Origin of the sequence: Paenibacillus sp. RU5M, from assembly GCF_900221055.1 — a bacterium.
Taxonomy (GTDB): Bacteria; Bacillota; Bacilli; order Paenibacillales; family Paenibacillaceae; genus Paenibacillus; species Paenibacillus marchantiae.
Genome location: NZ_OBQM01000010.1, coordinates 172,097 through 197,120 on the forward strand (window position 1 = coordinate 172,097; position 25,024 = coordinate 197,120).

27 protein-coding genes are annotated in these 25,024 nt (G+C 38.2%); 24 read left to right on the forward strand and 3 right to left on the reverse strand.

Annotation, left to right across the window (positions count from 1 at the left end; all coding sequences use genetic code 11):
* The first annotated feature begins 197 nt into the window (after positions 1-197).
* From CRO25_RS25435 to CRO25_RS25520, 15 genes are all read left to right on the forward strand, one after another.
* Complete coding sequence (locus CRO25_RS25435; protein ID WP_079696896.1) at positions 198-515, forward strand: hypothetical protein; 318 nt, start codon at positions 198-200, stop codon at positions 513-515.
* Between the two features lies 1 nt (position 516).
* A complete protein-coding gene (locus tag CRO25_RS25440) occupies positions 517-1,752 on the forward strand; it encodes a hypothetical protein (protein WP_079696897.1) in 1,236 nt (411 codons plus the stop codon).
* 137 nt (positions 1,753-1,889) lie between these two features.
* Positions 1,890-2,387, forward strand: coding sequence for a hypothetical protein (locus CRO25_RS25445; RefSeq protein WP_079696898.1), 498 nt, complete (start codon positions 1,890-1,892; stop codon positions 2,385-2,387).
* 398 nt (positions 2,388-2,785) lie between these two features.
* Positions 2,786-3,784: a replication-relaxation family protein gene (locus tag CRO25_RS25450; RefSeq protein WP_177031273.1), complete on the forward strand. Its 999-nt coding sequence runs from the start codon at positions 2,786-2,788 to the stop codon at positions 3,782-3,784.
* Between the two features lie 71 nt (positions 3,785-3,855).
* Complete coding sequence (locus CRO25_RS25455; protein WP_079696900.1) at positions 3,856-4,281, forward strand: hypothetical protein; 426 nt, start codon at positions 3,856-3,858, stop codon at positions 4,279-4,281.
* Positions 4,282-5,243: 962 nt separating this feature from the next.
* The gene (locus CRO25_RS25465) at positions 5,244-5,432 is read left to right on the forward strand and encodes a hypothetical protein (RefSeq protein WP_079696902.1); all 189 of its coding nucleotides are present in this window, start codon (positions 5,244-5,246) and stop codon (positions 5,430-5,432) included.
* Positions 5,433-5,599: 167 nt separating this feature from the next.
* Positions 5,600-6,133, forward strand: coding sequence for a putative metallopeptidase (locus CRO25_RS25470; protein ID WP_079696903.1), 534 nt, complete (start codon positions 5,600-5,602; stop codon positions 6,131-6,133).
* 273 nt (positions 6,134-6,406) lie between these two features.
* Positions 6,407-7,630: an RES family NAD+ phosphorylase gene (locus CRO25_RS25475; RefSeq protein ID WP_218843448.1), complete on the forward strand. Its 1,224-nt coding sequence runs from the start codon at positions 6,407-6,409 to the stop codon at positions 7,628-7,630.
* Between the two features lie 397 nt (positions 7,631-8,027).
* Positions 8,028-8,438 carry a hypothetical protein gene (locus CRO25_RS25480; RefSeq protein WP_079696905.1) on the forward strand — a complete coding sequence of 137 codons (411 nt, stop codon included), beginning with the start codon at positions 8,028-8,030 and terminating at the stop codon, positions 8,436-8,438.
* A 53-nt stretch (positions 8,439-8,491) separates the two neighbouring features.
* Positions 8,492-9,295 carry a peptidase gene (locus CRO25_RS25485; RefSeq protein ID WP_079696906.1) on the forward strand — a complete coding sequence of 268 codons (804 nt, stop codon included), beginning with the start codon at positions 8,492-8,494 and terminating at the stop codon, positions 9,293-9,295.
* A gap of 767 nt (positions 9,296-10,062) precedes the next feature.
* The gene (locus CRO25_RS25495) at positions 10,063-10,680 is read left to right on the forward strand and encodes an SH3 domain-containing protein (protein WP_079696908.1); all 618 of its coding nucleotides are present in this window, start codon (positions 10,063-10,065) and stop codon (positions 10,678-10,680) included.
* A gap of 44 nt (positions 10,681-10,724) precedes the next feature.
* Entirely contained in the window at positions 10,725-11,465 is a 741-nt protein-coding gene (locus tag CRO25_RS25500) for a hypothetical protein (RefSeq protein ID WP_079696909.1), read from the forward strand.
* Between the two features lie 990 nt (positions 11,466-12,455).
* Positions 12,456-12,866: a hypothetical protein gene (locus tag CRO25_RS25510; RefSeq protein WP_079696911.1), complete on the forward strand. Its 411-nt coding sequence runs from the start codon at positions 12,456-12,458 to the stop codon at positions 12,864-12,866.
* A 128-nt stretch (positions 12,867-12,994) separates the two neighbouring features.
* On the forward strand, positions 12,995-13,852 hold the full coding sequence (locus CRO25_RS25515) for a hypothetical protein (RefSeq protein ID WP_079696912.1): 858 nt from the start codon (positions 12,995-12,997) through the stop codon (positions 13,850-13,852).
* A gap of 255 nt (positions 13,853-14,107) precedes the next feature.
* Positions 14,108-14,983, forward strand: coding sequence for a hypothetical protein (locus CRO25_RS25520; RefSeq protein WP_079696913.1), 876 nt, complete (start codon positions 14,108-14,110; stop codon positions 14,981-14,983).
* A gap of 261 nt (positions 14,984-15,244) precedes the next feature.
* Here the strand turns inward: CRO25_RS25520 and CRO25_RS25525 are convergent, their stop codons facing one another.
* Positions 15,245-15,763: a hypothetical protein gene (locus CRO25_RS25525; RefSeq protein WP_079696914.1), complete on the reverse strand. Its 519-nt coding sequence runs from the start codon at positions 15,761-15,763 to the stop codon at positions 15,245-15,247.
* A 131-nt stretch (positions 15,764-15,894) separates the two neighbouring features.
* Positions 15,895-16,569, reverse strand: a complete 675-nt coding sequence (locus CRO25_RS25530) for a phosphodiester glycosidase family protein (protein WP_079696915.1) — start codon at positions 16,567-16,569, stop codon at positions 15,895-15,897.
* A 319-nt stretch (positions 16,570-16,888) separates the two neighbouring features.
* On the opposite strand from CRO25_RS25530, the gene CRO25_RS25535 reads away from it, so the two are divergent.
* From CRO25_RS25535 to CRO25_RS25565, 7 genes are all read left to right on the forward strand, one after another.
* Positions 16,889-18,067: a hypothetical protein gene (locus tag CRO25_RS25535; RefSeq protein WP_079696916.1), complete on the forward strand. Its 1,179-nt coding sequence runs from the start codon at positions 16,889-16,891 to the stop codon at positions 18,065-18,067.
* A 128-nt stretch (positions 18,068-18,195) separates the two neighbouring features.
* Positions 18,196-19,266 (forward strand): hypothetical protein, encoded by a 1,071-nt coding sequence (locus CRO25_RS25540; RefSeq protein ID WP_079696917.1) that lies wholly within the window; start codon positions 18,196-18,198, stop codon positions 19,264-19,266.
* Positions 19,267-19,750: 484 nt separating this feature from the next.
* Entirely contained in the window at positions 19,751-19,987 is a 237-nt protein-coding gene (locus CRO25_RS25545) for a hypothetical protein (protein ID WP_079696918.1), read from the forward strand.
* Positions 19,988-20,069: 82 nt separating this feature from the next.
* Positions 20,070-20,261: a hypothetical protein gene (locus CRO25_RS33540; protein ID WP_079696919.1), complete on the forward strand. Its 192-nt coding sequence runs from the start codon at positions 20,070-20,072 to the stop codon at positions 20,259-20,261.
* A 275-nt stretch (positions 20,262-20,536) separates the two neighbouring features.
* Positions 20,537-20,848: a hypothetical protein gene (locus CRO25_RS25555; RefSeq protein ID WP_079696920.1), complete on the forward strand. Its 312-nt coding sequence runs from the start codon at positions 20,537-20,539 to the stop codon at positions 20,846-20,848.
* A 281-nt stretch (positions 20,849-21,129) separates the two neighbouring features.
* Positions 21,130-21,750 (forward strand): hypothetical protein, encoded by a 621-nt coding sequence (locus CRO25_RS25560; RefSeq protein WP_079696921.1) that lies wholly within the window; start codon positions 21,130-21,132, stop codon positions 21,748-21,750.
* Positions 21,751-22,004: 254 nt separating this feature from the next.
* The gene (locus CRO25_RS25565; protein WP_079696922.1) at positions 22,005-22,352 is read left to right on the forward strand and encodes a hypothetical protein; all 348 of its coding nucleotides are present in this window, start codon (positions 22,005-22,007) and stop codon (positions 22,350-22,352) included.
* A gap of 42 nt (positions 22,353-22,394) precedes the next feature.
* On the opposite strand, the gene CRO25_RS33545 is transcribed toward CRO25_RS25565, so the two are convergent.
* Entirely contained in the window at positions 22,395-22,562 is a 168-nt protein-coding gene (locus tag CRO25_RS33545; protein ID WP_179132265.1) for a hypothetical protein, read from the reverse strand.
* Positions 22,563-22,710: 148 nt separating this feature from the next.
* Between CRO25_RS33545 and CRO25_RS33550 the strand changes: the two genes are divergently transcribed.
* Both CRO25_RS33550 and CRO25_RS25575 read left to right on the forward strand, forming a co-directional pair.
* Positions 22,711-22,863: a hypothetical protein gene (locus tag CRO25_RS33550; protein ID WP_179800950.1), complete on the forward strand. Its 153-nt coding sequence runs from the start codon at positions 22,711-22,713 to the stop codon at positions 22,861-22,863.
* A gap of 774 nt (positions 22,864-23,637) precedes the next feature.
* Complete coding sequence (locus CRO25_RS25575; protein ID WP_079696924.1) at positions 23,638-24,957, forward strand: hypothetical protein; 1,320 nt, start codon at positions 23,638-23,640, stop codon at positions 24,955-24,957.
* Positions 24,958-25,024 lie beyond the last annotated feature (67 nt).

The following is a 25,024-nucleotide window of genomic DNA, read 5'->3' on the forward strand; positions in this document are numbered from 1 at the left end:
TATATGTCGTTCAATGAATGAAGAGTTAGTTCATTGAGGCGAGTTAAGTTCTTTGGAACTGGAATACGCCTCATATTTTACATAAAAAAACATCGCCGGTATAAAGCAGAGAGTTCGTAATCTACGACTCTCTGCTTTTTTTATTAGGTGAAGGCAGATCCTTTGATAAATCAAAATTCAAAGAAGGGAGCCGCTCGATGAATCGTGAAGAAATTCTCACAGTTTTATTAAACAACATTGAAGAAACTGGTTTATGGATGTTAGCTACATTAAAGGTGGCTGGGAAACCGGTTAGTAAAACCAATCTAAGAGATCAGACAAACAAGAGATATTTCGAGACAAAGGAGAAGTCACTTATCTCTTCAAGATATACGCTCGATATCTTCACAGCTAAATTAGAAGGGGCTGGTTTAATTGCTGTAGAAAAAGTGGGCCAAGCGAGGCTATATCAACTGACTTTATTGGGCAATGAAATCATTAAGTTTCGTGAAAATCAAAGAAGCGGAGTGAATTAATATGGGTGATTTAGGACTGAAATATGGTTTTTGGGGATTTGGACTTGGTGGTACATCAATAGCTAACGCTTGTGCCAATATTCGAATGAACGTCAAAAATAACATGCAACCGTACACCGCGCTCTTAGTTAATACAAATGAAGTCGATATGAATAAAATCCCACATTGCTCAACGGCCACAAAGTACATCTTACGTGGTTTTGAGAAAGGCGCTGCCAGAGATATTCAAGTGGGCGAAGAAGCATTTCTCACACATAAAGAGGATCTCATCAGTAAGGTGCAGCAATTATTTTCTGACCGGGATTTTATATTCTTGGTTGTAGGATTAGGAGGGGGTACTGGAACCGGTGCAGTAATTGAAGCGGCAAGAGTTTTACATGCCAATGGTTTTAAAGGGAGATTCGGATTAGTTCTCACTTTACCTCGAGATCAAGAAGGTAAAGTCGTTTTAGATAATGCTATACGAAGACTGCAACTAATAGCTAAGGCCATGAAAGGACTAGGCTCTATTCTATTAGTTGATAATCAACAACTATTTGAAGATTATTTGCAGAAGAATTCAAAAGGAAATGTTGAGGATTTCCTAAAAAGCACGAATGAGTACATTGCTGAGTTACTTCATGATATCAATATGGTTACCAGTAACTATAATCCAACGGGACCATATCACTTCGATATTTCGGAGTGGCTAAAAATGTTGCAAACCTCCGGAATTATCATGATCGGAAAAACAGTATTGTATGAATCTGATGTAGATGCAGAGAATCAAGGCACATATCTGGCGCTTATGAAACAATCAATTGAGAGAGGAGTATTAAGTGGTGGTTACAAATTGGAGAATGCAGATCGATGTGCCCTTAGTCTATTGGCCAGTCCTGCAGGAGCAAAACGGATGTTCACATTAGGCATGATAAACACCTTGGAGAAACAAATGATGGAATATGCACCATACGCTAATGAGCGTCCTGTTGCAACATATGGCGATAAAGCTATTAACCAGCTGCATATATATTCTGTTTTTGCAGGTTTATCACTTCCTAAAAGAGTGTTAGATATCGTGGAAAGTTCAAAAAAACTGGTGCGAACAGTAGAAGCAACTGATGAAGCATTAACGATGCTCCAAAGCTATAATATTTCAGATGGTTCAGAAGTTGACGATCTAGAAGCATTGCTTAATTCGAATGAGAGAACAGAGCCTGACCCGAAGAATTCAGACGATCCTTTCTCTAATTTGTAAACGGGTTTTACTGCCGCAGTTTGGGCTTCAATAACAGAAGCAGTAAAAGCCTCAGTAATTACCGCAATATAGACACAATCCTGATTGCAATATGCTTATACTGCCGCACTAAATGCGGCATTGGAGTGGGAGGGGAAATGAAGCTTCTTCATGGATTTGTTCCTGAGCAAATGGGAAACGTTCGAGTTATAGAAACACTGGACCAACAGAGTTATATTTTGCACTTCTCATTACCTGGTATCCTTCCACATTATCAAGTGGAACAGAGAGATAAAAGAGTGGTTAGAAAACAAATTAGAGAATCCAAAGAGTATTACAATAGGTTGTTTTTTGATCTCAGCTCTTCTTTACCTGCCAGGTATTCGTATAAAAAAGCCTTTATATATATAATTCAATTTTTCTCGGATAGAGTTATTCGAGATTTCGATAATCGTGAACGGAAGTATGTTTTTGATGCTCTCCGCGCTGCTTTGGTAATCAAGGATGATAATTGGCAGAACATGTCCGTATGTGAATCAGGAGAGTACGATCAAGGCAATCCCCACACGGAAATCTTTATCAGCGAACACTGTTATTCAATTGAATTATTTAGCTACATTCAAAAATACTGTATCAGTACTGAACAGGATAATTGATATCAGTACTATGTCTTCGATTATTCGGCATAGTACTGATACCGTTGTACTGATACTAAAAGATACTCAGTATTCTTCAATTTAACCTTATGGGATATGGCTTCTATGCTTGTAATTACATGCTTGAATCGAGGGATACTTGTCCTGATATGAAAAATGACTTGAAATCCCCGTGTTTACAATAAGTTTGCGGTTGTAGTATCAGGTGAACAAAGAAAGGAAAAAGGAGGGGAGTATCCCTGCTGAAAGCAGGGGTGCTATCCCTCCTTGAATTTAACGTGTGAAGTAAGTACACGGCCCTTTGGCCTTGAACAGCTGCTTTTTGGGTGAGCTAATCAAATCCACAGGTTTAGGTATCTCTAGCAGCCAAAGGTCACAAAAGAAGGGAGGCTGAGGTGGTGAAAATCAAAAACCTCACGGAAAGAGATCAAAATATTCTGCATGCTCTATATCGGTTTAGGACGTTCACAACACCGCAGATTTACAGGTTGTTTTTCAGTACCAATAAGACGAGGGATTACTGTTGGCAAAGAATGTCTTACTTGAAGCGGGATGGGTACATCATGGCAAAGCCTGTCGTGAAGAACGGAAAGAGAGAGACCCATTCTTACTTCTTGACGGCTAAAGGAATGGAGACACTGAAGAGCAAAGGCATTGTAGACAAGACGACTTTTGCTAAAGATCTGCAGCTGTCAGGTTACCGGATGATTTACGCGAATCTGGTCAACGAGATTTATGTTCAATTGAAAGCCTACGGTTTCGAAATGTGGGACAGCAGACAAGTGAAGAACATATATGAACTGGATCGAAACAGTCTCATTCAAGGGTGCATTGTAGCTCCCGACCAAAGAGAGTATGGAGTATATCTTCTCACAGCTGATCCTGAAGAAAAGACGATAGCGAAGGTTATGTCAGAAATTAAAAAGAACTTCTCAATAAAGTACTACCTGGTGCTTTGCTCAACTCCTGATGCATTTACAAACTTTGAGCGTGCGCTCAAATATGAAGAGACTCGAATTCGTTCCAGTGTAAGTCTGCTTCCTTATGATGATGCACTGATCGTTCTCAAAACAATTGGCACTGAAGAACAGAGGGTAGCTCTCTATCAGAAGTATGGGGCGGTGCGGCATGTCGAGAAAGGAGCCTTTCCATATACAGTGGTCCATAACGGCGAGATAAAGTATGTTTGTGAAAATTTGCACAACAGCACTGGTGTACGTAGAAGATTATCTCTATACACTTCTCATGAATATAAGAGGGAAGGAAAGAAGGTTTTACTTTTGATACGTAAGGGGTTTATGCAGGACCTGCAGGATGAATTTAAACATTATCCCCACTTTGAGTATGAAATTGTTCTGAAGTCAGATCTGATAGATCAGATAGAATCAAAAGATTAACCCCCACATTAACATTGTGAATTTACTCACAATATATCGCATTATATTCTGAATGAAGGGTAGTGTGTTTTATGGATTTTAATATTTTGGTGGAAAAAGCAAATCAGCAACAGACCGATAAAGCATTTGTACAGCTTGTTTCTGAAGTACAGCGTCTAGAAGAAATGTTTCTTCTTATGAGTCCTGGTAACAAAGAAGTTCCTTTCTTTGGTGAGGAGGATAATAAAAATTGGATGTATGTTTATACCAGCTATCCACAACTTGAAGCAAACGCTCCTTTGATCTTTCAAGAGAGTGTACAGCTCCACTATGTTAAGATTCCTACTCATGAATTGCTACCTTGGTTAGTACAACATCAAGATCATGGAATTTTTGGTATTCGTATAAATGAGGGTCCATTTGGGTTCTGGATTTCACTAACAGATCTAAGAAACCTTATATCTGAAACTGGTGAAAGAGTAGAGCAGTTGACGACAACCCCCGATAAAGAACAGTAACCGGCGTTCAAAGCATAAGAAATTGTCTATATGATTTATGATGCAGTGTAAGGCGTAATATGATACTATGTATTACATGAATTACATTAACGTTATGACAATTTCAGATGCTACCCGCGAACGTTTTATCAACGATGGCGTACATTATAGAATCTGAATAGGACGTAAATCTAGTTACTTAGTTTACGAAATTGTCTAATCAGTATGAACACCACTTTGATTGTTGATGGTGAAGATACTACTTCAAGAGTACAGGAGATTAGTTGAAATTCTTTGAGTTCCTATTTCTCCCTACACCTTTGATGTATGAAAGGCAGCCTATCTTAAAAAAACTAATATGGATTCTAAAGAACTGAATTCCAATGGGATTCGGTTCTTTTTTATATAATCAAATCCACAAAATTACTCTAGAGGAAGGAATTTAAAGATCAAGCAAAAAGATGTAAGATGGATCACTATGATTGTTTTAGCTATACTGTGTGGTTCACTGTTAAGCTCAGTTGCATCTGCAAAATCCACTTCAGTTAAGATTATTTTTTCTGATGAACAGTTAACAGAAGCATTAAAATGAAGCACTACAGTCTCATACATTGGAGATAAACATCGATTTATATGATTCTATTGGAGTTGGCAAACGTATGGTTCCCACTTATCAGAATGAATGCAAAATTACATACTTTGAGACTCCAGAGAAAACCCAATATTTGGACCAAGTTGTAAGTGGTACTATCAGCTCTATCATTAATCCTTCTATGGACGACTTTACGAAAGAGAAGGTGATTCATGATTGGCTCGTGAATCGACAGAATACTATCCCGCTGCTGTCACAGATTTTAAGGACGCTTTGTAACAGTAACATCGGCATGGGAAAAATGTCTTGGAATTTGTAGCCATGGCAAATCTTTACCGCAGTTTGTATAAACAATCCATTAATGACTAATTGACCACTTGGGGGAAGAAGTATGACTACGCAAGATAAGTTAGACAAGCAGGAACAAATTGATAAAAACTTTGAAATTATCGATGCTTATTTGTTCGGTAATGTTCAGGATGATGATCTTAGAAGAAAAGCAATAAAAGCATTGATTCATGAGAATATGGATTTGATTGATCTAAGATTCAATTCAGCTGCATTAGCTAGTGTGATTTGAACTTAGGAGCACATTAATGGGAAATGATACATAGAATCAAGGACACACAAAGGTGGTCCTTCTCAATAAAAGATGATTAAAGGCAGCTCACTTTATGTGATGCTGCCTTTTTTTGTTTAAAGGGTGTAACACACTTTATTCTAATTGTTTAGGAGGAGGGATCATCAATGGGTGCAACATTCACTTTATCTGAAGAGATTGATGTAGTGGTGAAGAAGCTTATTGAACAGGAGAAAGATTTCAAGATTCTTAGTGTTGCAAAAATTGTTACCAGGTTCAGAACAGGTACCTGGTATACACGGGGTAAACTCATCTATGCGAAAACGAAGATATTAAGCATGTATGAGCGTTTTGAAATGGGTGCTGAGGTTTTGATATTGGTTAACAAGCGTATGTGGGAACATCTTACTGATCAGCAGAAGGAAGCGTTGATTTTTCATGAATTATGCCACATTGAGGCCTCAGTTGATAAAAATGGTTCTCCACGAAATTCACCAAATGATGGAAGGCCGGTCTTCAGACTGTGTAGTCATGATCTAGAGGAATTTAAGCTTGTTGTAGAAAAGTATGGACTCTGGCGTCCAGATACTCAAGAATTTATGGAATCTGCTAAGAAGGGTGAGCAGTTGACTATGGAGTTTACCTCCCCCAAGAATAAGAATGACCGAAAAAATAAAGTACTTCAATTCAAAGCAAATTAAATTATTCTTACTAAGGGGCATAGTTGCATAAGGTGCCCCTCCCCCTCCCAATGTCTATAATCACTCTACATATCCCAGGAAAATCCCTAACCCTATCATCTCTATTAAACTCAATGTTTATTATGAGTTGATAGGTAGGTATAACGTTTTTGGTTTAGCAAGGAGCAACATAGTAAGATATAGAAGAACGTTATTAACGCCGGAAATGGGAAGCTTGAAATGATATACCATTTAAACAATTTAGACGATCGTACTGTATGTTCATCATGTGCCATGGATATTTTTGTTTTCTTTAAAACGGTATGGAAATCGATAACATTGTATGAGAGATTTGTACAGAACCACGTTGCCTCAGCTGAAAGCAAAGTATGCTGCGAGATCTGTCATCAACAAATGACTGAGAATGAGGAATATAACATGCTTAGTGTAGAAGAGCAATTCCTTATACCTATTGCAGATAAATTTTCTGAAGATATTGGTGGATGCGAGCATTGTTATGGTAATGAAATGAGTGCATTGGCTGTTAAACTTAATGATGATCCGGACCCACAGTATTCTGGAGGCTCTTATTATAAAGCAGGTGAGTACCTATACGAGAAGCATGGTGTTGTTCCCCTGTTTCTCTCACTTATACAGTGTCCGTGTGGCTTTGGAAAAAACCATGCAGATAGAAAAGATCAGCTTGGAGGAACATTCTCTGAGGATATCGACGTCTATATGAAACAAGAAGTAGACACGTTCTATGGATTTGAAGCGAAAGAGTTCTCTGAATTTGCTGAACAATATGGGGAAAAGATCAGTGTTCAGGAACTAAAGGATTTCCGAGAAGTTCTCAGAACAAATCCGATGCTTGCGTATCAACATAAAACAGGAATAGCCATATATAATGTTTTGCAAGAACATTATAAGCATGGAAATATCCGAATCATAACCGCAGGTCAAATGGATCTGTACCGGGGGAGGACTAGGGTAACGGATTCTAACAAGCCTTTTAGTATTCGTGATTTATGGACAGCTCCTGCCGGCAAATCGTCACACGGGCGATATAATTTCATTGGTGTACCTGTTCTGTATCTTGCGGATTCAAAGAACGCTATTCCTTATGAAATTAATCCAACGCATGACCAGCTAATTGATATTGCGACTTTTACGATTATGAGGAGAGAACTTCGTTTATTTGATTTGGGTGGATTTGATCCAGAGTTTCAAGGGTTCTTCAGTGAATCGAATATAGAGACTGAACAAACAAAAGTGAAGTCCGCGTACCTATTGCCTAATTACATCGGGGCATGCTGTAGCCATATTGGATACAATGGCGTAGTCTATTCAGGTGTACATGATGTCGATGGTTTAGAACCGTATACCAACTACGCTTTATTCGATATGGGCTATGAATTGGATTTATCTTCAGCGTCACAAACAGTCAGTACATTTAAACCCATATTAAAAATTACCCTTGAGCTCCAAGAAAAGAAGAGACCGGAAGATTATTTCTAAACGGCCTGAGCAAAGTGCCATATTATCACAGGATACATGAGGGGGAGTCTGCTAACCAAGACGTCATCCCCCGCATGTTGTGACCTTACCAAGGAAGTTCATAAGTAGGAGTATTCAATATAATTGAAAATTGCATTATAAGTCGCTATTTATGTGGCTTTTTTTCTGTTTAAATAAAGGACCGTACTTTTCATTGATTGGATTCATCTCTTTCCATAAAGTAACATATGTGTTATTATTCTTATAAGGTTAATTATACAAGCGATTATAAATGAATGTAATTTAAAGGATATATTTGGATTAAATAACGTATGTAATACATCTTAATAAATAAAAGATCAAATGATTTTTAATACTGAGTGATACTAAAATAAGTATGAAGGGAGTTATGTTTATTATGAATAAGAATTTCCGTACTAGTGCAATTGTGGCAGTGGCTGTAGCAATTCTTGTACCCACTGCTTTCGCTGTGAATTATGCATTGAAAGCAGAGTCTGTACCGGATACGTATGCAATAAAAGATCAATCCTCTTCCGTTTATCCAGTTAACGAGCAAGGACAAACCTATGGTGAAGGGCCGTTCAAGCCTGGTATTGGACAAGAACCGGACCTGATTAAAGCTGTCGACGAAAAGGGTGTCGAGGGATATGTAAAGTCTTCAGATTTACTTCCAGGAGTAAGTTCGCCTGAAGAAGCTATGGAATACCAAAAATCTGCTGATGCTGCAGGCTCAAAATCCATTCCATTATATAAATCAGATGGTAAGACGGTAATTGGTCAATTCAAATTTGGCTCAAATGGGGATTAATGATATAACACATAAATCCAAAATTAGTTAAACAACAAGGAGGAAAAAGTACCATGAATTTGAAGACATTTAAAAGAGGTAGTATTTTAATGACCAGTGTGTTGTCTTTGTTTTTGGTTTCATCATCAGCTTTTGCTAATACCGCTTCTGATCCCTATGCAACTCCTAAAATCAATGGAGAAAAGTATACTTTTACATCAGAAATATGGGAACGTTTCCCTTCAACAGGAAAAACTGTAGAAGCAGTAGCTACCGTTAAAGCAAATGGGGTTAATGTCCCTGTGGGATATATGGGGAGTATGGCAAGATTATTCAATAGCTCAGGGAACTTAGAAGTTGCAAGTAAGATGACATACAATCCTGTCAAAGTATCTTCATTTTATGTATACTCGAATGCTGTAAGTAAAGTAGGGACGTACTATTCTCATAGTATTGGAGAATTCTACAATGGTAATGGATATGATAGGTTTACTGGTTATCAATCTCCTAAATTACAAATAACATCCGCTAAATCGATTAATGCTTTTTTTGGAAACGAAATTGAGAGTTCGCTAGTAGTCGAAGCATTAAAACTCAAGTCTGAGTATGATGTAAATAATAATGGAGATACATATGGTTCAGCTTTATCTGAACAAACAATTGGAGTTGAACCTGACTTAATAGCTGCTGTTGGAACTAATGGATTAAATGGATACGTTAAAGCTGTTGACCTGACACCTGAAGTAAATTCCATTGAAGAGGGTTTAGAACAAATGCAATCCAACAATGCTACTCGAACAATCCCATTGTATGATGTTGAAGGAATTACAGTTATTGGGCAATTTGATTTGGTAACTAAATACGAATTGATAGAGTAGTTCTTGTTCATAGAATTATTTTTCTTTGAAGGAGTGTTCCTATTTTAGGAATACTCTTTTTTGTGAGAAAAAGTGCAACTATTATGGAATACAGCTTTTCTATATCAGACACACCGTTGCTTTGTCTCTGCGGATAATGCTAAATGGACCTATCTGTTGTCTTTAGTCACGTATCGATAATTCCATATAGAATCAATGACTGTTTAATAACTAACTAAGGGGGGAGTTCTGGACGAAGAATGAAGAAAACCCCACGACGATCGCGTACCAAATTGTGTTTGATTTAGCATCAAGGGTAGTCAGTACATATAAACTTATGTTAAATATACCTAGGGCTCCAAGATCAGAAGTGATCAGATGAGTATTAAACGTTCTAAACGTCCTGAAAGTTTGCCATATTATCACAAGATACATGACTATACATGTCATGGGCTGTCTGCTAACCAAGACGGCATCCCCCTCTAAAAGAGACCCTACCAGGGAATTCTTATGTAGGGGATTTAATATAATTGTAAAATACATTATAAGTCGCTAGTTATGTGGCTTTTTTCTGTTTAAAAAAAGGACCGCACTCTGAGATAGAATGAATTTTGATTATGGTTATTAGCTTTTATGAAGTAGATAAGGCCTCAAAAAAATCCAAAACAAATATTGGATATATCATACATAAAAATATATTATTTTATATTTAATTACAAATTGTAACAAATTTAAAGGATGGATATGGTAATATACTTTTGAACAAAAATTGGGGGAGGTAAATATTTGTGGTAAAATGGATTAATGTATGCAGTAAGCTTCTCGTCTTATTTGTCTTTGCAGTCGTATCATTTTATTTGCCAACAGGTAAAGTTGATGCTGCCCTGAGCTCGTGGGACAAAAAGACGTACGTTTATGATGTTAAAACTTCTGGGCTGAATATCCGAAGTGGTGCCGGCACTTCATACCCAATCATTGGACAGGTGAGTAATGGGACAGACATCGTGGAATATTGCCCATCTGGTGCCTGTGGTGTGACGACATCAGATGGTTTTGCATGGATTCGAAATTATTATCCAGATGGTAGCATCGGATACTACGCTAATGCAGCATTAGGTTGGGCTGCTTGGTACAATACTACTGGGTCTAAAACTTTCAATTATTATTATACAGCTGTAGCCAAAACGAGCAGACCAACACCAATGTACTCGAATGACTGTAGTAATATGAGCAATCTCGTGAAAGGACTTAGCGAGAATTATTATTTACAATCTTATGATGCGGAACTGAGGGCATCTACATGTAATCCCAATGCTTGGAGATTACAAGATCATCAAGCCGGTTCTAACTCATCAGGAAACTTTGATAGTGGATATGTAAATGGATGGAACTTAAAAGCGGAATAATACGTTGAGTATATATACGTATAACAAAAAGGAGGACTCAACCTGTGAAGAAAAAAACATTCATTTCTCTACTTACCATACCACTTGTTGCTGTAACCGTGAGTGGTTACATGTATTTTAACCAACCGGCCGTAGTTAGCGCTCAAAGTGATGTTGTAAGCGCAGCAAATAAGGCAACTCAAGGTAAAGTGGAATATATTAAACAAACGTCAGAAGACGGATCTTACACAGTACGTTACCGGGACCGAGTTAACTTGATTGAAATCACTGAGGAATATCGTGATAACCAACTTCATAATAAGTTGATTATCGAAGATGGCGGAAAAAAAATCACTTCGTATGGACGGGATTTTGAGACAGGTAAATTGGTTGGAAATACTTGGACCATGCCAGAAAACCTAGCTGCTGAAAATGAAAAATTGCTTCAGATCTCCCTTCTGGAGAATGCAAAAGAAGAATTGAAAAGCCAGGACTGGAAAGTCCTCGAGACAAATGATGTACAATCCTTGTCTACTGCCGGAGGTAACGAACAAAAGGCTATTTCAGAAGATGATCTCCACAAAGAAATAGTAACGATTGATTTGAATACCGGCTTACCAACACAACGTGTCATTTACGAGAAGGATAAAAACGGAAAAATTGTTGCTAATTCAACGAAAACCGAAGAGTACAAATCTTTGGATTCTATGCCAGTGAAGATTCAGAGCTTTGGACCTGAAGAATCAATTGAGATCAAAGAGATACCAGCCCCTGTAATTGAGGATAAGGTACTTGAAGGTTCCTAAGACCATGTACAGTATTTCATTTGTCAGTAAAGAACCAGCTCCGCTTAATATGAGCTGGTTCTTTTCTTATTTTATTGCTAAACAAAGTTCCTAATCTTTAAGTACTCATAGTGGGGGGGAATACAATCAATAACTTCCCATGAATACACGCCATTTAACATCTCCCCCTCTAGGGTAGATCTGGCTATTACTCCTACGGCTTTAACCAAGACGAAGAAGAAGCGAAGTTTGGGGGCATACAGATTACCAACCGATAGAAGTCTGTTCCATACGTTCGAACAATGTGATTTCATCCGGGAGATTAAGAAGAGATTGTGTAATCTGTCCGAAGCCAATTTACATGAATTAGAGTTAGGGAATTATAGACCCTTACATAATATTCGGCCGGTGCATCTCTTTGGAATCGAAATTGAGAATCAAACCAACCCTAAACATCTGATGGGAGATTTTTTAAATGTAATTAGCCTCTCGAAAATTCGAATTGTACTGTTCCCTGAAGATAAATTTGATGGTTGTATCAAAATGTTGATATTTTCGAAGGCAGTGAACCATTTAAAGGACGTACCTATTTTGATACACTCCGGAGTGCTCTAATTCTGAAGGTTCATCAATTTCGTGACACTATGAATGAGTTTTTGAGTAGAGAAGGATTAGATCTAATTGAAGTATATGAATACAAATGATTTATAACTCTCTGACACCCTAATAATGTGGGTGTTTTTTTCTGTCTTAATGATACCCATATTGGCGGAGTTGTCATTTTTAAAATCCATTATATTCTACCTGTGAGGGGACTCTTCTTCAATTTGTACTGCGGATGCCCCTAACAGAAGGCCTATGGATTGGTCTACAAAGGAGGGGCGTATTTACCAATCCATATTTCCAAAATGGGGGGATGCAAACAAACAAATGGGTTGTATAAATGTGAGGTTATATAAAATCTTTAAGTTACCCGATCCATGCTGTCCTAATCCGGATGGAGGTCTGCAAATGAACCATAAACTCTCACAGTTGTCTGCTATGACTGACGAGCAACTGAATGGAATTATTGCACGGTGCTTGGGGTACAACCTAATGGATGATTATCGACAATACAACAACCCCCTTGCCGAAAAGATCTGGTTCAATCCACAAAAAGCAGAGTATGTTTGCAAGTTATCTGAATTTACCCCCTGTAGTGATCATAATGCTTTAACCTATGTAACACATGAGGTACTCTACCAGGATGCCGGTGGGTATATAAACAACTTGGTTCATATTCTAGGAGTGACAAACCAATACCACTATAATAACCCCAACAATTTATGGACGATTACGTTAGAGGGTGTAAGTGTTTTGTTGCAGAGTTCCCCTAGAAGTTGTGTCATTGCGGCAATACTTGTACTTCAGTATCGTATTTAGTCATCTTTGCACAGCTACTCTCAGAATTTGAGGGTAGCATTCTTTACTTTTTCGGAATCTAAATAGAATAAAGATATGAGCCTTCACAGAGAAGGTATCAACCTAAAATTCAGAATGGAGGAGTTAAGATGAATCAGGAGCTGCTGCAACCCAATTACTATTGGATACGTGTGTTTGATTACAAATTTGAGAGAGATCAATCGGATAAAGGTGTGATGCTTGATGAATTCTATACAAAGGATTCAGCTGACCGAGAAAGTGTAAAAGAGCTAGTAAAAGATCGGTATTGTAAGGCAACTAGTGAGCACATAGGATTTGCTAAACCGAAAAAAGGAAAGAGCGGTATGTATGCCATTATCATGGAAAGTGAGCGCTTCTTCTATAATCGTTTTTATGCCATGATCAATACATCATGCTTTGTCTGTTTAAGAGACATACAGGGAAAGGCCAGTACTTTTCCTAGGGCATATATTGGTCCAAGAATCGGTTACCAATCTGGGGATGATGTTTTCCTGGATCTCACTATCACAGCATATTTTTGCTGCGGCACATGCCAACAAAATTATTACCGAATAAAATCAAATCAGGAAGGGGAATTTCAATCTCGAGAGGAAGGTGATCAGGGTGCGGTATATGGCTACATCTACTTAATATACAATCGGAAAGAAGACATGCATTATATCGGTAAGAGTAGGTACATACCCGCTTTCCGTTGGCAAGAACATATTAAATCAGGCCTGAAGGGAGACATTTGCGATTTGAATTTTTCGGTATTAAGCACCGTACGAAGAGATCCGGCTTTAAATGAAGAGGGAAACATGAATTATTTAAGCAGCATGGAAGCATGGTGGATCAATAAATATGAAATGGAAAACCACAAAGTCATGAATATTGTCAAACCAAAAATAACAGTGGATGACCTACGTGAAAAGTTCAATGATCTTGTTGTTAGACAAGAGCAACTAACGCTAGATGGGGATCTGTAATTTTGGGGATATCGGTATTTGTGAAATATTCGAGAATAGAAGTATATCCACATTCCATATGTGCCTTGATATAATTAACAGTATTTTTTTGTTCAAGTCCATCTGTTCCATGCTCGTGCCGGCTGCTAAGAATCAAGTATACGGAGGGAACCAAGATCGTCATAGCCTATTGAGCAAGTAATAAAGTTTGGCCACGTGCTAAAGTGTTAACATGAATCTGAGGTGCTTTTTATCCAATCAGGGGGGATATACATTTTGAAAAAGTACATAAGACGAACACATTGTCTTCTTAATGAAAGAATGGATTCTTGTCGAATCGATCAATGGGGAAAAGTAAAAGAGCATCAAAAATGGATAGACTCTAAAATGAGTGAGGTAGATCAGTATTATAAAAAGCTCAAACAGGATTGCCTTAACTTTGAAACTATTGATGATGTGTTAAACTACCAAATTGATTATGAAGTCGAGGAATTCCTTAGGACTGAGAGGTCAATTCTTCGTGCTACATGTGAATTAGAACCATCAAGCTGCAATAAGGTTGTTGAACATGAAAAATACGTATTATCTAATAAGCAAATGGAAATGGATGCATTACTAGAAAGAGTTTCATCACAGCACATACTGATAGGAGATCTGAAGAAACGATTTAAATACAAAAATAACCTTGTCTTTAACTTCAAAGAAGACAAAGATGGAGAAATCACATGTACTTATTTTAATTGTGATGACTTTAATATCAAAGATGGCTGTTACCTCTATCTTTCACATCGTGAAGTAATTGATCCTCGTTCAAATATTAATTTCTCTATCAAGGATGGAGGGTTGCATATTGTATTTATAACTTCACATAAGGAAGGGAAAAATCATGGATCTTTTATGTTGTCTTTACTCATGGACCTGATCCCAGTATTTAATAAGAAGATAGAAGAATATAATCTACAATCGTTCAACAAATTACCACATTTAACATGGGAGCAATTCAGGAAGAGTGTATTGTATAAAGACAAAGCAAATCATATCTATGGAACGATTGGAAGCCCTGGAATATCAGAGGTTGAGATGCAGAGATTGATAAATTTTTATAAAAGGAATGATCTTCATAAAGATGGTGCGATTTATAGAGAGATATGATCCATTGTAAATTAGCCTCCTCAGATGATAGTGTTATTATACAATTGTTCAGAGAACCGGCATTCTATTATCCTTCTATTTCATGATTCTTAAAGAATTACTGAGTTTAATTATGTTCAATTCTTATCGCAAAGGATCATCTACATCTTGTTTTGAGTGCAGATGATCCTTTGTGCATCGTTAAATGAAAACCCATCTGATCAGGCTATTACCTACGCTGGATGCTGGATTTCGCTAGAATAGCTTTTATCAATTATAAGTTCAGTCTATGGACACAATGCTCCATTTCCCCTCTGGATCAGCCGCAAAATAATAGGTTATGGCTGCATCTTCAATTGCATTATCTCTTAACATTTCTCCGGTTACGTTTACTAAGATTTGATCTTTGGTTTTATCTTCTGAAATATTATAAATCTTAGTAAATTTATATTCCCCTCCAAAGGTTCCCATGTATGCATCTGCGGTCTTTAAGTCTTTAAAAGTACTACGGAAGGCTTCTTCATCTAAGTTAACTTGAGCATCAAGATTCTTCTTCAAAACTGCCTTAATTTGTTCGTTTAACAAAGGATTATTTTCTTTTTCCAAGTCTATGAAGACACCTTTTTCAAATTCAACCTTTGTTTCGGCTGGTTTCTCAGTGGCTGCTTGTTCCTCAGTTGCTCCGTTCTCTTGTTTGGAAGTTTGATTAGCTTCCGGACTATTCTCTGTTGCGTTTCCACAAGCAGAAAGTGCCACTACGAGTGCCACCGATAGTAAGATAGTTGATGTTTTCTTTTTCATGTTATATCCCTCATTTCTGTGTTATGTTGAAATTGTATATATAAGTAAATAACGATAGTAGTCAGAAAATGTTACAGATAAATAAAAAAAGAAGCCGAATTGGAATCGTCCGGCTTCTTTTGAACTTTGTTTTAGCGTAGTGCCATCATTTGATAAACCGGGCGTGGTGTTGAATCAGACCCACTATAAGAGCCCTCTGCTACTTTGTATTGCGAAGATCCACTTCCGTCCAGCATGATACCATCGACTAGAGTCCCCGATCCAATTTTCTCTAGAATAGCGGCCCGGAATTTGGCAGCAGTTGTTTTAGTATCTGTAACCACCAGCCAGAGATTCTTAGTGTTGTTGTATACTGCTGCAGTACGACAGGCACCACCATCTGGATTCTGTATGTTCTCTTTATTGGCTTGAGTTCTCCATACTGACTCGCTACTTGATAATTTCAAACTGATCCCGCCTTGGGCCCAGTAGCTATTTCGATTACCGAGTGCAAGTTCACTCGTTGTTTTAACGACTTGTACCGAGAGTTCTTCGTATTTAGCATCCCAGACCAATGTACCTCGTGCATGACTTACGTTCTCTGAACCGCCTGTACCTTGGCCTGTAGGTGCGACAGTGTTACCATTATTCACGGCAATCTGAAGCAAACGTGATCCTTCGAAGAAACCACCGTTAACACCATAAGTGGATTGAGCTGGAACAGAAGATGGTCCGATCCATTTAATGTATACCTCTTTTGGACTTGTCTTAATTGCGTACAGTTTTACTCCGTTTGATGCTGTAACAGTCGAGAATGTATATGCCATTATAATTGCTCCCTTATTATTAGTTTTGAGAAACAAAGGGGGAATCAACAGTGTTCCAGCACTCCCTAGCTGAGAACTTGTTGCCTTTGTTCCTCTCATTAATAAAGGTAATTATTATCATCAATTAACAACCAAACAAAAAAAGTAATGAGTCACGAAAGCGTAATTCATTGGACTTGTATCGTATTTACTCTAAATGTTTTATCTGAGATAATATGAAAGTTGTTAGATTTATCCTGCTGGAGAGGTTGGTGGTAATATAAGAATGTTATAGAACTTCAATGATCGAAAGAGACATACATACTAGGAGGAATACCAAGTGCATCATCAAAAGCTTAATCAATTTAAAAGGACTTTTGTTATTTTTAACGTGTTCATTCTATTGTTTGTGGTAGCGATACAAGTGAAAGCGGAGGCTGCAAGTACAGACTTTGCTCCTGGTGAACTGGAAGCGGGTGCTATCATGCAGTGGGGTGGAACAGCACTCCTTGCAGCAGCGGGGAACGCAACCGGTATTGAACCCGCTATTATGGAGCAAGTGCATGATTTTGGAATACAGGCTTGGCAAGATGCGGACTCGTCTACAAAAGCCGCGATTACTTCCTCAATCAAGGGTTTAGATGATCTTTGGGGGACAAATAGAAAATACAGTCTTCAATGGGACTCAGATGCACAAATTTATCTTGTGAAAAAATTCGATGAATATTTCGGTGCGGGAGCACTAATTAAAGCAAATAAAATAGTCAAAGTTGCAACTGTAAAGTCTATTATTCTAGCTTCTATGGTGAACTACGGAAATAACATAGTTGGAGATCTTGGCTTTATGGGTACTTCTACTGGGCGAGACATGATCCTTCAAAGTGTAAGTGTAGATACGATGGGTCGTGTGTCGGTGAGTTTCAATGTTCCCTTCACGTTACCTCCGACTTTAGCAAATGAAAAATTCCCTAACGCTCTCGCTGCTTACCATGCAGTGGTGAAAGAATTAGGAATCAAACCAACATTCCAAACAGTAAGACCAACTTTTGCAGATTTATCTCAAAGCATCCAATATAAACCCTTATCATATACAAAAAATTTCCCTACACGCTTGACGATCCCCGCGTTAAAAGGAATTGTAGATAGCCGCGGGGAAATAACGACTCTTGAGAAACCGAACATCGGTCGGGTTGGGAGTAGCCTTACAGGAGAAATTGCGATTAGTTATCCTACCTATATTGGAGATACGGGTACGTTTACTTCGGCAGACGCTGTGACTGTTGCACCTCCTGAAGTACCGGTCGGTGGAGGAAATGGTAACGGAGATGGGGGAGCAACGGATTCCCCAACATACTCACCACTAGATCTAATGGTTTACAAAGCAATGTTGCAATTTATACAGGATTATCGAGTTAACCATTCAAATAACTTGGATCAACTACTGGACTATATGAAATTAAATGATTCAGGTAAGCCTTCAAATAAAGAAGCTTGGAACACCTGGTTGGGAAGCTTTTAAAATCCAGCCTATGCCTTGCTAGTCAGTCTGACTAGTGAGGTTTTTTTCTTGCTAAAACCCAATCACAATCATGTCTGGTACACCAACATTAGCCTAATTACCCGAAGCAATATCAAAGGAGAATACATATGAAGTATTTAAGAATGTTTATGTTATCAAGTGCACTACTAATGATCCTTGCAGGATGTTCATCCGATAAGTCTGAACAAGTGGAGCTTGAAGAGATAAAAACGGAGCAACAGCAGCCCATCCAGGTGGAGATATCTGTGAATGCAGAATTCGATAGAGATGATCGACTCGCGATTAGTGGTAATACGAATCTGCCGGCAGATATGGAACTGATGTTATCCGTGAAGAGTGAAGGAGGATACAGCGCTCAGTCGAAGGCCTATGTCTATAACAGTATGTTTCAAAGTGAGCTGTTTACTTCAGGCGGGAAGGGGCTTCCGGATGGTAAGTATATTGTCTCAATCTCTACACCTACAGCCAATGTACAACCTCAAAATGTGAAAGAGATTATAGGTGAACAAGGCATCAATCTGTCCGGAGAGTATGTGAAGGATGACGAGATATGGGGGAAAATGGTTGAGTACTCTTATGAGTTTAGTAAAGGAGAATCTTCAGCTCAACTCATGCCTGAAGATGATCAGGTTTGGTCCACCATTAATGGATATCTAGCAACTGGCCAATACACTGAGGTAGCAGAGTTGGTGGAAAAGCTCTCGAATCCAAGCAAGGATATTCAGATGATTTACAAGTATGCCATGTACCATGTATATGGACAGGACGGAGAAGATGAGAAATCACTTGAATCACTTTATGCTATACCTAGAGGTTATACCGGTCACAACGCTGACTTGGTTTCATATTACAAATATACCCATGAATCATATGAAGAAGGACGCAGTGATCCAATGATAAGCTTCGATGATTACATAAAACTGTACAAAAACGGAGAGATGGTAAAGGACTCATACGCATCTTACCGCTCTGAACAAAAACAATCATCATCTCGAGAAAGCGACTCCTATAGTGGAAACACGCAAAGTACAGATACTTACATGGATAAAACGCCAGGGTATGATGATAGTGGAGACTACAATAAGTATGGCGAGTACAAGCCGGTTGAAACAATGACACCCGATGAAATACGAGCTGAGCTAGAAGCAATATTAGAGGATACAATGTATGGAGAGTAGTCTAAGCATGCATAAATCTAGTTGTCACCGCTTTACAGAAGGGAGGCTTGGTATTGTCTAAATCGACTATATTTTTCCGGGATCGGTACTGTATCTGACCATCCTTTATTATGAGTTTAGGAACTCTAAAGATTAATAGCACCCCTTAAAGACGATTTTTTTTGGTTTGTGTATTACAAAAGGGTGGTACCCAGTTGTCATTCTCCAGATAAATGTTAATCTATATTTGAGTCCTAAACGCATTAACATAACAGCGTAGAAAACTACTAGATTTAGACAAAATCGCTAGAATGGACAGAAAGATTTGGATTTCAAGGCCTCACTAACGAGACATTTTAAACAGGATGGCATCCAAAAGCTGAGGATTTGGCGATGGGCGTGGACTTGATCACTGATCATAAATAATCATTGAGTTGATTTGTGGAGTAGAGTGCAGTCTAACAGATGTACCTAAGAATAGCTAAACATAAAGGAGATTCTAATGATGATTGAAAAAGATCCAGTACTACCAAGACTAATCTTGGGTGAACTACGTGACGAGAAGGGTTTCAAAGAATTTCTCGCTGCAATTTCAACCGGTCATCCTGTTAAACCCGTAGATCATAGGGAACTACTATTTGAAGTAATCCGAGAGAATCCAGCTAAATATGGGGTTTCATTGGACCAAGTGAAAGAAATTCTCTCTAAAGTTGACAAAACTAAGAGTCGAGAAAACAGGTAGCTACTGATTTATACTATACCTGTGATGAGAATTTTAACGCTATAGAGGGAGTCGTTCATTTGAAGGTGAGAAGGAGAAGAAAATGGGAATATTACTTATGGGATATATTTTGATTCTAACTGGGAATTTTCTATTCACAATTATTGGTAACGCCGTTTTAGGACCTGATAGTTTAAGAGAATCCGCTGAAGAAGGGATGACTTCGAGTATAAAAATTGCTGTGCCTTTAGCTTTTGTGCTCACAGTTGGATACATTTACAGTCTCACTATGTAATGATAATTTATACTAAACCTAGTTTTTAGGGTTCATTGGATGCTTGCCATGGAGTCGATAAGTTGGACTTAGATTAATAGGAGGATCAGAAAGATAAAACTTCCACAGAAGACTACATAATAGCCGATCATCTAGTCGAATATTGGCTTTGAATGGGATTCCAGTGGTAGCATGTGAACGAATTTGATGTGCTCCCTACATCTAACCATTCACCTGGTAATGATGGTCGAAAAAGTTTCGATTTGCTCAGTAGGATATTGAAAGGAGAGATTTAGATGAAAGAAATTATTGAATTAAACGAGTGTCCTGAAGCTCTAATAACAGAAGTTCAGTCGTATTTAGAACGCCAGCCTAAAGCGGAGATACTTTCCGTTCAAACATGGACGAGTACGCCGTACAAAGATACAACTATTATTGATACTGCATATACGGTGTACACTCTGGTTGGTAACTACTTCAAAATTTTCTCAATAAGAAGAAGCACTAATGAAGAGTATAATGTTGCATCCGTAAGAGTCAATGGAATGATTGCAGGGGAAATTGCTGAAATCATTAAACTAAGTCCTGAGTGGTTCCAGAATCTTTAATACAGGAAGACAACAAAGGATTTTCGATTTCCTTATGTTCTAATCGAAAATTATGATTCTAAAGGTGGGGTGATGAGTAGATCCGCTGGGTGGAAGGTTTGCAAAAGAGTTTTTAGCAACCATTGACGACTATTCTTGGGGGTTATATATCTCTGATGAAGGTTTAATTTAGAACATCAAGGGTTAGGGATCTGGAGAACGCGGGACGCGGGAACTGGTTGACACCTCAATTTTATCAAATAGAGCGTATGATCAATGAAATAATGGAGGCGGATTGATAAATGAAATTACAGGTTCAGAAGGTAATTGATGATATCACTGATTATATGCAAGCTGCAGGTAAACGTGGGCATCATGAGGCATCAAATGCATATGACAATGCTATTGGAAAAGTAAGTGGACTGCTTCATATTTACCAATCAGACGACCCTTTTCTTTTAAATTTTGACTACATCAATTACCGCCCTGGGATGAAAATTGTTTTGCAGCAAGAACTTCATGATCACATTGAGGTAACTGAAGTTCTAGAGATCGCGAAGGTTAATGGTTACGACCTTCCCACTGATACATATCATCACCCGAAAGATGGAGATTTACATTTTATAACTACAGAAGGCCTTAAAATCGTCTGGAATCAAGTTGCAATATCTTGTTTTATCGAATTGGACCAAACTACAACTTTTCTTAAAGAAATGTTCAATCACTATCGTAATGAAGCTGAAAGACGCCTGAACGAACCTAAATATGATTGGGATCAAAGAGATTACGATCAATATATTAAAGATTACGATCAATATATTAAAGATAAAAATGATCAATTGTTGGAAATGCTGATTGTAAATGAACACAAACGATGTGAATCAGTAAGACAATGGAATTTGTATCAAACACAAATAGGCTGACAGGCGTCCCTGCAACCCGCATTTTATTCGGATATGGGTTGTACTGCCCTTTCCGATAAAAGCGACACTTATCATGTGTGTATTGACGGTGAGCTTTATGCCTGCGCTTTGCAGCAGCTCGGTGTCTCTAATGATGATGTGTATTTGTGTGGCCCTTCCCGGGTGGCCAACATTACCAAGTATGATCAAGATATGATATAAATAAATACTAGTGATGAGGCACTACAATCACAGGAATAGGGGACCGGAGTAAAATGAGTAGTAATTGGGTAGGTAAACCTTCTCCCAAAAGTATGCGTGTAGGCAATGGTTGGTTTGCAGAGATGAATAGGGCTTACTCAAGTAAGGATGGGAAATATGCTGTGATGACGCGGGAAGTAGAAACAGATTGGGGAACAGTAACTCATGCATGCATACGTAATATTGAGGGCACAGACATCTGCTGGTCCGAAAAACAACGTATAAAAGATGAATTACTTGGTGTGGAGAGAACAGCCATTGAAGTTTTCCCAAAAAGATCCGAAGTAGTAGATGAAGCTAACATGTACCATCTATGGGTGTTGCCGGTCCAGATGCAGATGCCCTTCTCAATCAAGAATTAAAGCTGTTTTCCTCATTGATCACATTGAAGAAAAGCATCCCTGTTAATCCAACTTGACTGGGGAAACGACTGCACCGACAAACTTGGGATCATCCAAATGTAACAGTAAAATGTTCTCTGCTAATTCTTGACTTGGCAATTGACATTTGGCGGACCAGATCAGCCAGTCGTTTTTATCAAAGTCCCAGAAGGTAGCCATCTTTGTTCTCAATACCATATAAACGTACGTTATCACCACAGTCGGATGGTAAACGATTAAATGACGTAAAGTCAACAGATTAAAAACAATTAAAATGTAATTTGAATTTTTACGTATTCGAAAAAGGAAGTGTACACTTATGGGTTTAAATAAAATAGACATGTCTCAAGCCTCTTGGACAAATGCCTTAAGGCAGATGAAGGAAGAAGGAGTTCTTGATTCATCTGAAACGGAGATCCTTATTGATAAAGTTAGAGACTGGGCGTACGAGAACAGGAAAGAGCAGATTAGTTATGATGAGCCTGAATTCTAAGTGACACATCAGGATAAGAGCGTGTAAATGATGAGTAGAAATAAATGTATTGTTGTTTTCCGTTTTTATAAAATGGCATCTGCTAGGAAACAGAATGAAAAGTAGGGAGAATTGCCTTACATAATAATCGTAATTCAAATCGATATAAACAAATCTTACGGGATAATCCCGATGAATCTAATCAGTACAGAGTACAGAAAGAAACTTCGTCAGGATGAACCTGATGATCCGCGTGATTATAGTCGGTTGGTTTCCTGCATTTTGAGCGGGGTCTCATGGAGATGGTCAGAATAACATCCTTAAGCGCATTAATCGAATCTATTATTGATTTGAGTAAAAATGGAATATCATGTATTATAAAATCATTGTTATTGCTATTACTTCATTTTTGTTCCTATTCGGGCGTGTACTTCATTTCTAAGAAGATGCCTTTTTTATGAACAATGGACATGAGATGCTTTACTCATGGAACAATGAAGATCGACGTGTACCACTCTTGGGGTGAGATGACGTTTTTGCTTTTAAACAGTGTCTTTAAGATTTTTTGTGAAAATCTTATGAGCACTTTTAACAGTGAAAAAGATCTTAATTGTTACTACAAAATCAGAAAATACGAATATCATTGTATATCTAAAGCGAGATTCCTTAACGGAGTTTCGCTTTTTTTGCGTTCAATGATAAAGGGGGCCAGAGAATAGAATCCATGTTTTGATGATTTTCTTTGATAAATGCTGCGGGTACGAAAAGGTACCGGGCTGAAGGAATGTGACTATAATGACTGAGCACATTGATACTAAGGCATTATCCTTAATTGAAATCGAAGCGGCTTACCAAGAGAGATTAGACTATGTAGCGGACTGCTTGGAGATTGGGGTTGCTCGTATCGTAGAATCAATTAATAAGCGATTAGGGACAAACTGGGTACCGGATGAAAGAAGATCAGCTGAAATGGGAACCTCTTATCTTACCTGGGGGGTACATGACCCATTCATAAAGAAGTCCTATCTCGATCTTGAGTTTAATTATGAGGAACTTTCGATGGATTTTGGAAAGGGATTTTACTACAACCTAGTACTTGAACCGTCAGCATCTTCTAGTATTGAGCTGGGTTTCCCAATGGAACATCTTGTGATCGATGAAGGACAAGTCCGGATCGATGTAATAACGAGTGCCGATGATGAAGACACCGAACCAGTTATCAGTATTACCAAGCCTGTTTCTAAAAAGTTTCTTTTTGGTGAAGATGCTGCTCGTGCAGTGAAAAAACGAGATGAAAAGATCCGGAGGATAGAAACAGTACCTTATGATCAAAAATCATATGATGCTGTAAAAAATGTGTTTACATGTTTACCTTCATATGAAATTGTAGAGCAGGCTCTCCTAGGAAGTACTGAATTACTCCTGGATTGGTATGAAGAAGTGAAACGCCTCGAGGAATCCCCCTTCATGAATCAACATCAAACGTACCCCACTATGACAATCAAAGGAATGGGTGAGATTAGATTTATTCTTCCCTTTACTTCTAGGGTTGTACTTCTACAGAGACTAAATGAACAGTCTACTATGGATCTGATCTTTCCGGGAGCTGGAAGCACCAAAGAAGCAATGTTAATCATTGAAGCACTCCGTACATCTGAATGCAGCGGTCAAGTCGTGGAATTTGGAGGTTCTGTTCTCACAATTAGGGAATACATGCCGCGTGCAAGCAAAGAATCTGTGCTGTATGACGTGGAATTGTACAATGGGTTCGGTGAGAGGGTGAATTGTAATAATCCCTTGAGCATCATTACAGAGGCGTTTCCCAACAGTAAAATATTGAGTAGACGAGTCGAAACTGATCGAGATCTCAATGCATATGTAGAGAAGGCTATGAACGAGTTAATCGGTATCATTGATTTTAATGAAGCTATAACGATCGCGAAAATATTTAAGGTATTAAAACATGATAATCGCTCACTAATTGGTTGTGTTTGGGTTAAAGTACCCATGCACAAAGACTGGGCAACTGAATCAAAGTTTAACCTTGCTGTCTTAGTAGATTCAGAATTACAAGGTGTTTTCGATGCATCTAAATTCAAGATAACTAGTCACTGAGCAACCAACAGATAACCACAAAAACCACCTTACCGTTTGTTAAGGTGGTTTTCTCATTATTCTATTG

What these genes read in the sequence shown, in the direction of transcription:
- CRO25_RS25475 (WP_218843448.1), top strand. Translation starts at nt 6,407, where the DNA reads ATGGATATTTTTGTTTTCTTTAAAACGGTATGGAAATCGATAACATTG.
- CRO25_RS33550 (WP_179800950.1), top strand. Translation starts at nt 22,711, where the DNA reads ATGTCTCAAGCCTCTTGGACAAATGCCTTAAGGCAGATGAAGGAAGAA.
- CRO25_RS25545 (WP_079696918.1), top strand. Translation starts at nt 19,751, where the DNA reads ATGATTGAAAAAGATCCAGTACTACCAAGACTAATCTTGGGTGAACTA.
- CRO25_RS25435 (WP_079696896.1), top strand. Translation starts at nt 198, where the DNA reads ATGAATCGTGAAGAAATTCTCACAGTTTTATTAAACAACATTGAAGAA.
- CRO25_RS25555 (WP_079696920.1), top strand. Translation starts at nt 20,537, where the DNA reads ATGAAAGAAATTATTGAATTAAACGAGTGTCCTGAAGCTCTAATAACA.
- CRO25_RS25455 (WP_079696900.1), top strand. Translation starts at nt 3,856, where the DNA reads ATGGATTTTAATATTTTGGTGGAAAAAGCAAATCAGCAACAGACCGAT.
- CRO25_RS25465 (WP_079696902.1), top strand. Translation starts at nt 5,244, where the DNA reads ATGACTACGCAAGATAAGTTAGACAAGCAGGAACAAATTGATAAAAAC.
- CRO25_RS25510 (WP_079696911.1), top strand. Translation starts at nt 12,456, where the DNA reads ATGAACCATAAACTCTCACAGTTGTCTGCTATGACTGACGAGCAACTG.
- CRO25_RS25560 (WP_079696921.1), top strand. Translation starts at nt 21,130, where the DNA reads ATGAAATTACAGGTTCAGAAGGTAATTGATGATATCACTGATTATATG.
- CRO25_RS25440 (WP_079696897.1), top strand. Translation starts at nt 517, where the DNA reads ATGGGTGATTTAGGACTGAAATATGGTTTTTGGGGATTTGGACTTGGT.
- CRO25_RS25525 (WP_079696914.1), bottom strand. Translation starts at nt 15,763, where the DNA reads ATGAAAAAGAAAACATCAACTATCTTACTATCGGTGGCACTCGTAGTG.
- CRO25_RS25565 (WP_079696922.1), top strand. Translation starts at nt 22,005, where the DNA reads ATGAGTAGTAATTGGGTAGGTAAACCTTCTCCCAAAAGTATGCGTGTA.
- CRO25_RS25540 (WP_079696917.1), top strand. Translation starts at nt 18,196, where the DNA reads ATGAAGTATTTAAGAATGTTTATGTTATCAAGTGCACTACTAATGATC.
- CRO25_RS25480 (WP_079696905.1), top strand. Translation starts at nt 8,028, where the DNA reads ATGAATAAGAATTTCCGTACTAGTGCAATTGTGGCAGTGGCTGTAGCA.
- CRO25_RS25485 (WP_079696906.1), top strand. Translation starts at nt 8,492, where the DNA reads ATGAATTTGAAGACATTTAAAAGAGGTAGTATTTTAATGACCAGTGTG.
- CRO25_RS25445 (WP_079696898.1), top strand. Translation starts at nt 1,890, where the DNA reads ATGAAGCTTCTTCATGGATTTGTTCCTGAGCAAATGGGAAACGTTCGA.
- CRO25_RS25470 (WP_079696903.1), top strand. Translation starts at nt 5,600, where the DNA reads ATGGGTGCAACATTCACTTTATCTGAAGAGATTGATGTAGTGGTGAAG.
- CRO25_RS25515 (WP_079696912.1), top strand. Translation starts at nt 12,995, where the DNA reads ATGAATCAGGAGCTGCTGCAACCCAATTACTATTGGATACGTGTGTTT.
- CRO25_RS25575 (WP_079696924.1), top strand. Translation starts at nt 23,638, where the DNA reads ATGACTGAGCACATTGATACTAAGGCATTATCCTTAATTGAAATCGAA.
- CRO25_RS25530 (WP_079696915.1), bottom strand. Translation starts at nt 16,569, where the DNA reads ATGGCATATACATTCTCGACTGTTACAGCATCAAACGGAGTAAAACTG.
- CRO25_RS33540 (WP_079696919.1), top strand. Translation starts at nt 20,070, where the DNA reads ATGGGAATATTACTTATGGGATATATTTTGATTCTAACTGGGAATTTT.